Genomic DNA, 12,945 nt, shown 5'->3' on the forward strand with positions numbered 1-12,945 from the left:
TGTCGACTTCGTGAACCCGCACATCCCGAACCAGGGGGACCCCTTCCATGCACGCTGACCTCTCCCGCTCCACCTTCCGCCCGGAGCGGCACTACTCCGCTGTCATCGCCCAGCAGGGCCGCGTCCAGCTCGACGCCGACACCAACGAGCAGACCGCGATCCAGCTCCACCAGGCCCGTGCCCTGGCCGCCGACCTGATCGGACCGCACGGCGGGCCGCGCGACGCGGCCGGCTTCCGCATCGAGTACGTGGGCGGCCGGCACGACATCGACACCCTGTTCATCCACGGCGGCCGCTACTACGTCGACGGCATCCTGTGCGACGCCGACCGCCCGGCACCCGGCGTGCCCGTCCCCGACGAGGACGCCGAGGAGCAGGACACCACGGCCCCGCCCGCGTACTGGACCTACTGGGACCAGCCCGACGGCTTCCGCGACCCGGAGCACCCCGGCGACCGGCTGCCCTCGCCCGCGCAGTCGCCGTTCGTGGTCTACCTGAAGGTGTGGGAGCGCGCGGTGAGCGCGGCCGAGGACCCGGCGCTGCGCGAGGTCGCCCTCGGCGCGGCGCTCCCGGACACCGCCGCCCGCGTCAAGGTCGTCTGGCAGGTCCTGCCGCTCTCCCTGGCCGCGCTGGAGACCGAGGACGCCGACCCGTCCAAGGAGGTCGTCCGCGCCGCCTTCACCCGCTGGGCGCAGCGGCAGTCCGCCCCCGCCGCACGGCTCGCCGCCCGCAGCGAACGGCCCGACCACGCCGACGAGGACCCCTGCCTGGTCCGGCCCGACGCCCGCTACCGCGGCCCGGAGAACCAGCTCTACCGAGTGGAGGTCCACGCCGGCGGCGAGGCGAAGGACGCCACCTTCAAGTGGTCCCGCGAGAACGGTTCGGTGGTCTTCGCCGTCGACGAACTCGATGGCACCTGGGTGCAGTTGGCGTCCCTCGGGCACGACGACAAGCTGGACCTCGACGTCGGCGACCGGGTGGAGTTCACGGACACGGCGTACGCCTCGCGTCTCGAACCGCTGCCGCTGCTGCGCGTCGAGGAGCTGGACCTGCCGGGCCGCCGGGTCCGGCTGTCCGCGGAACCGGAGCCGGGCGTCGGACGGCTGCCCCACCTGCATCCGTTCCTGCGCCGCTGGGACCACCAGGAGGGCCCGAGGCGCAAGGGCCGTACGACCTCCCTGAAGGGCGGAGCCGTCCCCGTGGACGAGGGGGAGTGGCTGCCTTTGGAGGACGGCGTCGAGGTCTACTTCGCCAAGGGCGGCACCTACCGCACCGGCGACCACTGGATCATCCCCGCCCGCACCGCCACCGGCGGCGTCGAGTGGCCGGCCGACCCGGCCCGCCGCCCCCTCCTCCAGGGGCCCGCCGGCATCGCCCGCCACTTCGCCCCGCTCGCCCTGGTCAAGGGCGAGGAGAGCGCCGTCGACCTGCGCCTTGCCTTCGGGCCGCTGGCGAGCAGCATCCCGGCGGCGGACGAGGCGACGCTCGCGGCGGAGGAACAGGCCCGCCGGGAGGAACGGGCCGCGGAGACCGACCCGTCCGGCGGCCGGTCCCAGACCACAGCAGAGGCGGAGGACGCCGTGGAAGGAGACGAGTGATGGCCAAGCCCCTGAGCGCGTCCAAAATGCTGGAGATCCTGCGGGCGGAGGGCCTGACGGTCCACGAGGTGCGCAACTGGCGCACCCACAACCGCAACACCAAGGGCCCCTGGGGCCCGGTCAACGGCGTGATGATCCACCACACCGTCACCTCGGGAACCGCCGCCTCCGTGGACATCTGCTACGACGGCTACTCCGGTCTGCCGGGCCCGCTGTGCCACGGCGTCATCGACAAGAAGGGCCAGATCCACCTGGTCGGCAACGGCCGCGCCAACCACGCCGGGCTCGGCGACAGCGACGTGCTGCGCGCCGTCGTCGACGAGAGCAAGCTGCCACCGGACAACGAGGCCGACACCGACGGCAACCGCCACTTCTACGGCTTCGAGTGCGTCAACCTCGGCGACGGCAAGGACCCCTGGCCCGAGGCGCAGAAGGAGGCCATCGAGAAGGTGGCCGCCGCGATCTGCCGGCACCACGGCTGGAGCGAGCGCTCCGTCATCGGCCACAAGGAGTGGCAGCCGGGCAAGCAGGACCCCCGCGGCTTCACCATGGACGGCATGCGGGGGCGCATCGCCGAGCGACTGAGCGGGAAGGCCCCGAAACCCGACCCCGAGCCCGACCCGAAGCCCGCGCCCAAGCCGTCGCACGAGCCGTTCCCGGGCAGCGGCTTCTTCCACGTCGGCCGGAAGTCCCCGGTCATCACGGCCATGGGCCGCCGGCTGGTCGCCGAGGGCTGCGGACGGTACGAGAGCGGGCCCGGCCCCGAGTGGACCGAGGCCGACCGCAAGTCCTACGCGGCCTGGCAGCACAAGCTCGGCTTCAAGGGCAAGGACGCCGACGGCATCCCGGGCAAGGCCAGCTGGGACAAGCTGAGAGTGCCCAACTCCTGAGCCCCCGCGCTGCCGCCCCTGCCTACGCCGTGGGCAGCGGCGGCAGCGCCGTCCCGTGCACCCAGGCGTCGAACAGGTCGTCCAGAGGCTCGGCGGCGAACCGGGCCGCGTGCGCGGTGAACGTCGTGGTCGTCACCGCGCCGCCCCGGTGAAGTCCCGCCCAGCCGCGCAGCATCCGGAAGAACGCCTCGTCGCCCAGCGCGCACCGCACCGCGTGCACGGTGAGCCCACCGCGCTCGTAGAGCCGGTCGTCGAACATCGACTTCCGCCCCGGATCGGCCAGCCGCAGATCCTGCGGCAGCGTGGCCAGCGATCGGTGTGCCGCGGCGGCCAGTTGCTGTGCGCCGCGACCGCCCGAGCGTTCCGACCACAGCCACTCGGCGTACTTCGCGAAGCCCTCGTTCAGCCAGATGTGCCGCCAGTCCGCGATGGACACGCTGTTGCCGAACCACTGGTGCGCCAGCTCGTGCGCCACCAGCCGCTCCGAACCCCGGGCCCCGTCCACGTGGTTGGCGCCGAACAGCGACAACCCCTGTGCCTCGACCGGCACATCGAGTTCCTCCTCGGTGACGACGACCGCGTACTCACCGAACGGATACGGCCCGAACAGCTCCTGGAACAGCTCCATCATCGCGGGCTGCCGCGCGAAGTCCCGCGAGAACTCGGGCAGCAGCTGCGCCGGAATGTGCCCGTGCTGCGGCACACCGCCCAGACCCGGGTCGCCCAGCAGCACCGTCTGGTACTTGCCGATCACCAGCCCGACCAGATAGCTGGACGTCGGCGCGGACTGCTCGTAGACCCAGGTGGTCGTCGAGGCCTTCGTCGTACGGGTGAGCAGGCGTCCACCCGCCACCACCGCGTACGCGGACGGTGTGGTGACCGAGATCTGGTAGCTCGCCTTGTCGGCGGGGCGGTCGTTGCACGGGTACCAGGACGGAGCCCCGATCGGCTGGCTGGCCACCAGCGCCCCGTCCGCCAGCTCCTCCCAGCCGAGTCCGCCCCAGGGGCTGCCGACCGGCTTGGGGTTGCCGGACCAGTGCACCTCCACCGTGAAGGCGGCCCCGGCCCGGATCGGCTTGGCGGGGCGGATACGCAGGCGTCCGCCCCGGTGCGTGTAGTGCGGCTGCCGGCCGTCCACCCGGACCCGGCCGATCCTGAAGTCGGCCAGATTGAGCTGGAACTCGGCGAGTGGCGCGCGGCCCGCTATGGCGTTGATCCGGGCCGTGCCCGCCAGCCGGTTCGGGTCGGGGCGGTAGTCCAGGGCGAGTTCGTAGCGGTGCACCCGGTAGCGGGGGTCGCCGTTGGCCGGGAAGTACGGGTCCGGGCCCACTGACTGCTGAACTGCCACTGCCGTGCCCGCTCCCTGCGCTGTGCTCGCCCTCGTTTCCGGTGCACCGCCCACCGGCTCCGTGTGGCCCGCGCTCAGGGACGCCATGCCTCGATCGGGTTGCCGAGCCAGCGGGTGTCGTCGGGGACGGACTCCGCGGCCATGACGAGCGACGCGGGACCCAGCGTGGTGCGGGCCCCGATCGTGCTGCCGGGCAGCACGATCCCGCCAGGGCCCAGCGTGGCGCCCTCACGGAGGACCACCGTACCCGTCCGCAAGATCCGGTCGTGGAACAGGTGGGTCTGGAGTACACAGCCACGGTTCACGGTGGCCGCGTCCTCCAGCGTCACCAGGTCGGTCTCCGGCAGCCAGTAGCTCTCCACCCAGACCCCCTTGCCGATGTGGGCGCCGAGCCCGCGCAGCCACGCCGTCATCAGCGGCGTGCCCGGCACCGCGCCGGCCAGCCAGGGCACGGCCACGACCTCGACGAACGTGTCCGCCAGCTCGTTGCGCCACACGAACCCGCTCCACAGCGGATGCTCCCCGCTGCGATGGCGCCCCACCAGCAGCCATTTGGCGACGACCGACAGCGCGCCGGCGACCGCGCCCGCCGCGAGCAGCACCAGCCCCGACAGCAGCGGAGCCCAGGCACCCAGGGCGCACAGCGCCGCCACCGTCGCCACGGCCAGCGCCGCGGAGCAGAACACGGGCACGATCCGGCACAGCTCCACCAGGCCGCGCGCCCACAGCAGCCGGACGGGCGGGTCGTACGTCCGGCTCTGCTCGCCGTCCGCGGCGCTGCGCGGCAGCTTCACCGGCGGCAGCCCCAGGTACGAGCTGCCCTTCTTCGCCTTCTTCGGCGTCGCGGACAGCACGCCGACCAGACCGCCGTCCGGCACCGACCGGCCCGGCGCGGTCATCCCCGAGTTGCCGAGGAAGGCCCGCCGCCCGATCTCCGCGCGCCCGATCCGCACCCAGCCGCCGCCGAGCTCGTACGGTGCGGTCAGCGTGTCGTCGGCGAGGAACGCGCCCTCGCCGACCGTCGTCAGGCTGGGCAGCGCGAGCACCGTGGACACCTCGGCGCCCCGCCCGATCCGCATCCCCAGCAGCCGCAGCCACACCGGCGTGACCAGCCCGGCGTACAGCGGGAACAGGGTCTCCCGGGAGCGGTCCATCAGCTGTGTGACCGTCCAGGCCTGCCAGCCGACCCTGCCGTGCGTGGGATGCGTGCCCTCGCGCAGCCCCAGGCTCAGCAGCCGTACGGCGACCAGGAGCAGCACCGCGTACGCGAGACCGTAGGCGAGCGTCGCCGGCACCAGCGCGAGCGCGGCACCCCGCAGGGCTCCGCCGAGGCTCGCGCCGGGCTGAACGACCACCCGAGCCACGAGGAGGCCGGCGCAAGCCGCAGCCACCGGCAGCAGCGTCAGCACGGCACCGGTCGCGCCGTACATCGCCCGCCAGTACCGGCCCCGCCGCGGCCGCTCCTTGGGCCAGTTGCGCTTGGCCTTGCCGAGCTTGACCGCGGGTGCGCCCGCCCAGCGCTGGCCGGTCGGGATCTGCCGGGTGACGGCGGAGCCGGGAGCGACCTCGGCCCGCTTGCCCACGCGGGCGCCCGGGAAGAGGACGCTGCGCGTGCCGACCACGGCGTGCGCGCCCACCTTGACGGGGCCGATCTCCAGCCGGTCGCCGTCCAGCCAGTAGCCGGACAGGTCGACCTCGGACTCCACGGCCGCGCCCCGGCCCAGCTTGAGCATGCCGGTGACCGGCGGCAGCGAGTGCAGGTCCACGTCCGGGCCGACCTTGGCGCCCAGCGCGCGGGCGTACCGCTCCAGCCAGGACCCCGTCAGTGAGGTCGCCCCGCTGAACTCGGCCAGGCGCTCGGCGGTCCACAGGCGCAGGTGGACACCGCCACCGCGCGGATGGCGGCCGGGCCGCACGCCCCGGAGCAGCAGCCGGGCCCCGCCCGCGGCGACCGCCAGACGGCCCGGCGGACTGAAGAAGAGCACCGCCCCGGCCGCGACCAGCCACCACGGCGCGGTCGGCAGCCAGGAGTACCCGGGGAGCACGTTCCCGAGCGCGGCCAGAGCGACCGTCCAGCGCAGCCCGAGCAGGGTGAACAGCGGAACGAGGAGGAGCAGCTGGAGCAGCTGGGCGCGCTTGGGGACGGGGGCGACCGAGCGGTTTTCGCCGGCCTTCCGCGCGGAGGCTTCAAGCCTGCGGGCCAGCTTCCGCAGGGTGGGCTGCTGGTAGATGTCGAGGACGGCGGCGCTCGGATAGCGGGTGCGCAGCCGGGTGGTGAGCTGGGCGGCGGCCAGGCTGCCGCCGCCGATCGCGAAGAAGTCGTCGCCGGCACCGGTCACGGGGATGCCGAGGACTTCCGTCCACTGTTCGGCGAGCCAGGCTTCGGTGCCGTAGAGCTGTTCGATTTTTCCGCCGCTGTCCAGTCCCTCCAGGGGCCACGGCAGGGCGTTGCGGTCCACCTTGCCCGACGTACGGGTCGGCAGGTCGTCGACCGGGGCGAGGAGAGGCACGAGGGCGGCCGGGAGTTCGGCACGGAGCCTGTCCACGGCCGCTGTCTGGTCCCAGCCGTCCTGGGTGACGACATAGCCGACGAGCAGCTGGTTGCCGCTGCGAGCGGTGCGTACGGCGGCGGCCGCGCCCGCGACCCCCGGAAGGGCCTGGAGGGCCGCGTCCACCTCGCCCAGCTCGATACGGCGGCCGCCGAGCTTGATCTGCTCGTCGGCCCGCCCCAGGAACACCAGTCCCTCCGGGTCGGCCCGCACCAGGTCGCCACTGCGGTACGCCCGCTCCCAGCCCAGCGCCTGAAGCGGCGCGTACTTCTCCGCGTCCTTCTCCGCGTCGAGGTAACGGGCGAGTCCGACCCCGCCGATCACCAGTTGCCCGCTGCCGCCCATCGGCACCGGCTCCCCGGCCTCGTCGACGACGGCCAGCTCCCAGCCGCGCAGCGGCAGCCCGATCCGTACCGGCTCCTCCCCCGTCATCAGCGCCGCGCAGGCCACGACGGTCGCCTCGGTCGGCCCGTACGTGTTCCAGACCTCGCGGCCCTCCGTCACCAGCCGCTGCACCAGCTCGGGCGGGCAGGCCTCGCCGCCGAAGATCAGCAGCCGTACGTCGTTGAGGGTCTCCGGCTCCCACAGCGCGGCGAGCGTCGGCACCGTCGAGACGACGGTGATCTCCTGCTCGACCAGCCAGGGGCCGAGGTCGGCGCCGCTGCGGACCTGGGAACGGGGGACCGGCACCAGACAGGCGCCGTACCGCCAGGCCAGCCACATCTCCTCGCAGGACGCGTCGAACGCCACCGACAGCCCCGCCATGACCCGGTCGCCGGGCCCGATCGGGTCCTCGGTGAGGAACAGCGCCGCCTCCGCGTCCACGAAGGCGGCGGCGCTGCGGTGGCTGACGGCGACACCCTTCGGCTTCCCGGTGGAGCCGGAGGTGAAGATGATCCACGCGTCGTGCTCGGCGCCGGGCCGGCCGGCCGGCGTGCCCGGGCCGCCGTGGAGGGTGAGGTGGTGACCGGCACCGACGACCGCCCGCACCTCCGCCTCCCCGAAGACCAGCTCCGCCCGCTCGTCCGGGTCCTCGGCGTCCACCGGGACGTAGGCGGCGCCCGCGGCGAGGACGGCGAGAATCGCCACGTAGAGGTCGTTGGTGCCGGAGGGAACGCGGACGCCGACGCGGTCGCCGAGGCCGACCCCGGCGTCGGCGAACCGGCGGCGCAGCTTCTCCACTTCCGCGGCGAGCGCACGGTAGGTGAGGCGCGTCGTGCCGTCGTCCAGGGCGAGTTCGTCCGGGTAGGACCGTACGGAGGCGTCGAAAACGTCGACGAGCGTGCGCGGGGAGGCGGCAGGGCCCCCCGAGAAACGTGCCGTGTCGCCGAACCGCGCGCGGATCTCGTCATCGAGCAGGCCGAGAGCGCTGCTCTCGTCTATGGCTGCCATCGGGCCCTCGCGTCTCGATCCCGGAAGCCTCCGGGGCGCCGGCGGGCCCGCAGGTCTGCCTGGGGTTGTCCGGCTCGGCACCATAACAAGCCGGAAATATTAGTACGACGCTAGGCTTGGGCCCCTGTTACGGCCACTCAGGGCAGCCGTTCGGGGGACGGGAACGGGGTGCGGGGACGCGGCAGACCGTCCGTGACCTGGCGGTCTGAGCGGGGGAGAGAGATGGCCCACACAACCGGCCAACGGGGTCGGACCGTTGGGGCGGAGGGACGTCAACCCCCAGGGTCAACGGGGCCGATGGTGCCGCCGGTCGCGTGCCGGCACCAGCAGCGAACCGGAACCGGATGGGCCGCTCGGACTCGGTCCGCCCCGATTCGGTGTCCCCGGACCCGGCCGAAACCCGTACTCATGTCGCCCGAGTCTCCTTGCCGGCCTGCTCGTCCAGCCGCCGCTTGGCCTCGTCCCAGCCGATCGGGAGTTGGTCCCGCCCGGCGTTCCAGAACACGAACACCGAGCCCCTCATCCCCGGACGCAGCCCGCGCACGCTCTTCGCGTGCGGGTCGGTCCGGTTGAAGGCGTTCAGGGCCTCCTGGTCGCGCCAGGCCGACAGGGTCCAGAACGTCCGTTTCAGCGGCTCGGCCCGAAGTGAGGCGCCGATCAGCCCCGGCGAGCGCCGTACCTGCTGGAACACGACGAGCGACAGCAGGAAGAACCTGGGCACGGACCACAGCGACCGCAGCTCGAGCCGGGAGGCCATGACCAGGGGCAGGCCCGTGGCGCCCTCGGGAGCCGCCGCGTCCTTGTCGGCGCCGGGCAGCCAGGGAATGGTGGGCATCGGGTCTCTCCTCAGCTCGTGGGTGACGGCACGGGCCGCCGTCGCGGCGGGACGGGCCCGCCACGCCATAAGCGTCCATGCGGCCGGGCTTCCGGACACCCCCGCGGGGGTGAATTCCGGCCCAGGAGTGGACGCGCGCGGAGACACGTGTGGAGGCGTGGCGAGCCCGCGCCCACGGTGGCCCGCCGCGGCCCGATCCGAGCCCCGACCGAGGGGGCGTCGGAGCCTCGACGGAAACGGCGAATCCCCCCGGCCGCTGAGCGACCGAGGGGATTCGGCTGGTGTCCGAGGGGGGACTTGAACCCCCACGCCCGATAAAGGGCACTAGCACCTCAAGCTAGCGCGTCTGCCATTCCGCCACCCGGACAGGTGTCTGTCGTGCGGGGTTTCCCCCGCGGCGACGACGTAAACATTACCAGGCTTTCGGGGGTGGCTGATCACAGGCGGTCCCGCGGTCCCTCCCGGCGTGAACGGCGTGTGACGGGCCGGGCTCGGCCTTGGGCCGGGGCCGGGGGAGAGAGAGGATGAAGGGGACCACCAGCAGTGACAGTGGGAGGAAGCAGCGTGAGCCAGACGGACACGGCCAAGGGTGTCACCGGCGAGGACGAGGTCGTGGACCTCTGTCGCGAGCTGATCCGGATCGACACCAGCAACTACGGCGACCACTCGGGTCCGGGCGAGCGCAAGGCGGCCGAGTACGTCGCCGAGAAGCTCGCCGAGGTCGGACTCGAACCGCGGATCTTCGAGTCGCACCCTGGGCGCGCCTCCACGGTGGCCCGCATCGAGGGCGAGGACCCCTCCCGGCCCGCGCTGCTGATCCACGGCCACACCGACGTCGTACCGGCCAACGCGGCCGACTGGACCCACGACCCGTTCTCGGGCGAGATCGCGGACGGGTGCGTGTGGGGCCGCGGGGCCGTCGACATGAAGGACATGGACGCGATGACGCTCGCGGTCGTACGAGACCGGCTGCGCAGCGGGCGCAGGCCGCCCCGCGACATCGTGCTCGCGTTCCTCGCGGACGAGGAGGCGGGCGGCACGTACGGTGCGCGGTACCTCGTCGACAACCACCGCGACCTCTTCGAGGGCGTCACCGAGGCGATCAGCGAGGTGGGCGGGTTCTCGTTCACCGTGAGCGAGCAGCGGCGGCTCTATCTCATCCAGACGGCCGAGAAGGGCATGCACTGGATGAAGCTGACCGTGGCGGGCACGGCCGGGCACGGCTCGATGATCCACCGGGACAACGCGATCACCGAGCTGTCCGAGGCCGTCGCGCGGCTCGGACGGCACAGGTTCCCGGTGCGGGTCACCAAGACGACCCGGGCCTTCCTCGACGAGCTCGGCGACGCGCTCGGCACCGAACTCGACCCGGAGAACATGGAGGGGACCCTCGCCAAGCTCGGCGGTATCGCCAAGCTCATCGGCGCGACCCTGAGCAACACGGCCAACCCCACCCAGCTGAACGCCGGCTACAAGGTCAACGTGATCCCGGGCGAGGCCACCGCGCACGTCGACGGGCGCTTCCTGCCCGGGTTCGAGGAGGAGTTCCTCGCCGACGTCGATCGCATCCTCGGACCGCATGTGCGGCGCGAGGACGTGCATGCCGACAAGGCCGTCGAGACCACCTTCGACGGGACGCTCGTGGACGCCATGCAGTCCGCGCTGCTGGCCGAGGACCCGGCCGCGAAGGCGATTCCCTACATGCTCTCCGGCGGGACCGACGCCAAGTCCTTCGACGACCTCGGCATCCGGGGCTTCGGCTTCGCGCCGCTGAAGCTGCCGCCGGAGCTGGACTTCGCCGGCATGTTCCACGGCGTCGACGAGCGTGTGCCCGTGGACGGCCTGAAGTTCGGTGTGCGGGTGCTAGACCGGTTCATCGACGCGTCCTGAACTCGCCCACGGAAACGGTTGCTTCAGAAATCGGCAGCATGTACGGAAGTAACTGAGAAGAGTGATGCTCTCATAGGCTCGTATCCCCAAGATCTCCTCCTCGTTACTGATGATGTGATCCGCGACTTTGGATCGCATTGCCAACAAGGAGGAATAATGATCAAGAAGATCGTCGCCGCTGCCGCTGCCACCGGCGGGCTGGTTCTCGCGGGCGCGGGCCTGGCCGTTGCCGACTCCGGTGCCCAGGGTGCTGCCGTGCACTCCCCGGGTGTCGCGTCCGGCAACGTTGTTCAGGTGCCCGTTCACGTCCCCGTGAACGTCTGCGGCAACACGATCTCGGTGATCGGGCTGCTGAACCCTGCCTTCGGCAACACCTGCATCAACAAGTGACGTCGCCCTTCTGAGGGTTGTCCATCCCGTCGGCCCCGGAGCGCGCGCCATGTGCTCCGGGGCCGATCGGTCTTTTCGAGACAAGGTCAAAGGCAGGGATTGAGTATGAGAGAGGTCACCCGTAAAGGCCTCATGACCGTGATGGCGGCGACCGGTGCGATCGCCGCCGCCGGCGGTTATGCCCACGCCGACTCGGCGGCGAGCGGCGCCAGTTCCCATTCTCCGGGCGTACTGTCCGGAAATACCGTGCAGGCACCGGTGAATGCGCCGGTGAACGTGTGCGGAAACACGGTCGACGTGGTCGGGATCCTCAACCCGGCCACGGGCAACGCATGCGCCGACAACGGCGGGGGTGGTTCGCCGTCGGGTGGGTACGGCCATGACGGCCACGGTGGCTCCGGCGGTTCTGGTGGTTCCGGTGGCCACGGCGGCTCCGGGGGCGCGCATGCCGGCGGACACACCGGTGGCTCGCCCGGCGTGGGCTCCGGCAACCACGTGGAGGCGCCGATCGACGTGCCGGTCAACGTCTGCGGCAACAGCGTGGACGTCATCGGGGTCGGCAACCCCGCCGGCGGCAACGACTGCGCCAACGGTGGGGGCGGGCACCACACCACGCCTCCGGGCGGCGGTGGTACGACGCCCCCGGGAACGCCGGGACAGCCCGGCAACCCGGGGCAGCCGGGCAACCCCACGGAGCCCGGTACGCCGGGTTCGCCGAGCACCCCGCCCAGCTCGGGCCACGAGACCCCCGGCGACGGCTCGCAGGTCAACCAGCCGGGCACCCAGTCCGTGAGCCGGCCCCGGGGCACCGCGCAGCTCGCCCACACCGGCACCGACCTGCCGATGGGCCTCGTCCTGCCGGTCGGCGCGGGCGCACTGCTGGCGGGCGCGGTCCTCTACCGCAAGGCACGCGCCTCGGTGTGACGGCGCACACAACGGAGCGGGCCCCGCCGTGGCGGGGCCCGCTCCGTTTCCGTTGCCTCAGCTCACCACGTGGCACGCACCTGGCGGATGATCCGTCGGCGCAACCGCACCCGGCGGCTGCCGTCGCGGAGCAGACTCAGGCGGTCCAACTCCCAGTGTCCGTACTCGGCATGGTCTGTCAGCAGTCTTGTGGCGTCCTTGCGGGAAACCCCGCGCGGTACGTACACGTCGACAAATTCGTATTCCGGCATCGCATCTATTGTGCGGGCTGGGGCCCGGTACGGATAGCGTCTGCACTATGTCTGATGCTGCGCAGCCCACCGCTGCCGAGGTACGAGCCGCCGCCGAGGCGGTCAAGACCGCGCTCGACCGTCACCTGGCCGCGGTCGAACGCAGGTCGGGTGAGGACGACCCGGCCGTCTACGAGGCGTTCAACCAGCTGGCCGCGGCCGCCGAGGTGTACGACGAGCTGCTCTACGACCGCTACGACGAGGTCACGCCCTTCGAGATCCCCGGTGCGGACGACTCGCTGCCGCCGTACACGGGCCCCGAGGAGCCGAACGCGATCAGCGTGCTGATCCGCCGCGACTACGCCGTGGTGGAGCCCCAGCGGCTGCTGGCACAGGCCCAGCGGGTCGAGGCGGCGGAGTACGAGGAGAGCGCGGGCGCGGGCGAGGACGCCGCCGGCACGATCCACGGGGCGCTCGGCACCCTGTTCGGCGAGTTCGAGCCGGACGAGATCGCTTCCCGGCACAAGGAGTTCGGGCTGGAGGAGGGCGACTCCACGCTCTGGGTGACGGCCGCGGACGAACCGGCCGACCCCGGAGAGTGGCTGGAGGCCCCCTTCGAGCAGATCGACCCCCAGCGGGTGGTCTGCCGCTTCGACGTCAGCGCGGTGTTCGACGACATCGACGAAACGGACGACTCGGAGGACGCACAGGACGAGGTCGACGATCTCGACGGCGACCTCGAGGAGGACGTCATCGACGACGATCTCGACGCGGATCTGGACGATGACGACGCCGACGACGGGGATGAGGGTCAGGACGAGGACCAGGCTCTGGAGCGGCTCGACGCCGACCGCTAGGGCGCTGCGCGGCGACCTTCGTCACGGCGGCGGCCGGGAGCT

General features: G+C 72.3%; 10 protein-coding genes and 1 tRNA gene. 6 read left to right on the forward strand and 5 right to left on the reverse strand.

Annotation, left to right across the window (positions count from 1 at the left end; genetic code table 11):
* Positions 1-47: 47 nt before the first annotated feature.
* Complete coding sequence (locus ACFY16_RS21575) at positions 48-1,598, forward strand: DUF6519 domain-containing protein (protein WP_390648760.1); 1,551 nt, start codon at positions 48-50, stop codon at positions 1,596-1,598.
* Complete coding sequence (locus ACFY16_RS21580) at positions 1,598-2,488, forward strand: peptidoglycan-binding protein (RefSeq protein WP_390648761.1); 891 nt, start codon at positions 1,598-1,600, stop codon at positions 2,486-2,488. Before ACFY16_RS21575 ends, ACFY16_RS21580 begins: the two co-directional genes overlap by 1 nt.
* 22 nt (positions 2,489-2,510) lie before the next feature.
* On the opposite strand, the gene ACFY16_RS21585 is transcribed toward ACFY16_RS21580, so the two are convergent.
* From ACFY16_RS21585 to ACFY16_RS21600, 4 genes are all read right to left on the reverse strand, one after another.
* Entirely contained in the window at positions 2,511-3,836 is a 1,326-nt protein-coding gene (locus tag ACFY16_RS21585; protein ID WP_390648762.1) for a M1 family metallopeptidase, read from the reverse strand.
* A 74-nt stretch (positions 3,837-3,910) separates the two neighbouring features.
* Positions 3,911-7,777, reverse strand: coding sequence for a Pls/PosA family non-ribosomal peptide synthetase (locus ACFY16_RS21590; RefSeq protein WP_390648763.1), 3,867 nt, complete (start codon positions 7,775-7,777; stop codon positions 3,911-3,913).
* A gap of 406 nt (positions 7,778-8,183) precedes the next feature.
* A complete protein-coding gene (locus tag ACFY16_RS21595; RefSeq protein WP_390648764.1) occupies positions 8,184-8,612 on the reverse strand; it encodes a DUF3291 domain-containing protein in 429 nt (142 codons plus the stop codon).
* A gap of 279 nt (positions 8,613-8,891) precedes the next feature.
* Positions 8,892-8,979, reverse strand: a tRNA-Leu gene (locus ACFY16_RS21600).
* Positions 8,980-9,176: 197 nt separating this feature from the next.
* On the opposite strand from ACFY16_RS21600, the gene ACFY16_RS21605 reads away from it, so the two are divergent.
* The 3 genes from ACFY16_RS21605 (at position 9,177) to ACFY16_RS21615 (ending at position 11,816) form a co-directional block, all read left to right on the forward strand.
* Positions 9,177-10,502: a M20/M25/M40 family metallo-hydrolase gene (locus ACFY16_RS21605; protein WP_390648765.1), complete on the forward strand. Its 1,326-nt coding sequence runs from the start codon at positions 9,177-9,179 to the stop codon at positions 10,500-10,502.
* A 156-nt stretch (positions 10,503-10,658) separates the two neighbouring features.
* Positions 10,659-10,892: a chaplin ChpH gene (gene chpH, locus ACFY16_RS21610; RefSeq protein WP_390648766.1), complete on the forward strand. Its 234-nt coding sequence runs from the start codon at positions 10,659-10,661 to the stop codon at positions 10,890-10,892.
* 105 nt (positions 10,893-10,997) lie between these two features.
* Complete coding sequence (locus ACFY16_RS21615; protein WP_390648767.1) at positions 10,998-11,816, forward strand: chaplin; 819 nt, start codon at positions 10,998-11,000, stop codon at positions 11,814-11,816.
* Between the two features lie 62 nt (positions 11,817-11,878).
* On the opposite strand, the gene ACFY16_RS21620 is transcribed toward ACFY16_RS21615, so the two are convergent.
* Entirely contained in the window at positions 11,879-12,067 is a 189-nt protein-coding gene (locus tag ACFY16_RS21620) for a DUF5703 family protein (protein WP_005485166.1), read from the reverse strand.
* Positions 12,068-12,114: 47 nt separating this feature from the next.
* On the opposite strand from ACFY16_RS21620, the gene ACFY16_RS21625 reads away from it, so the two are divergent.
* Positions 12,115-12,903 (forward strand): hypothetical protein, encoded by a 789-nt coding sequence (locus ACFY16_RS21625; protein ID WP_390648768.1) that lies wholly within the window; start codon positions 12,115-12,117, stop codon positions 12,901-12,903.
* Positions 12,904-12,945: the final 42 nt, after the last annotated feature.

This window comes from Streptomyces sp. NPDC001315 (assembly GCF_042896175.1).
Classification (GTDB): Bacteria; Actinomycetota; Actinomycetes; order Streptomycetales; family Streptomycetaceae; genus Streptomyces.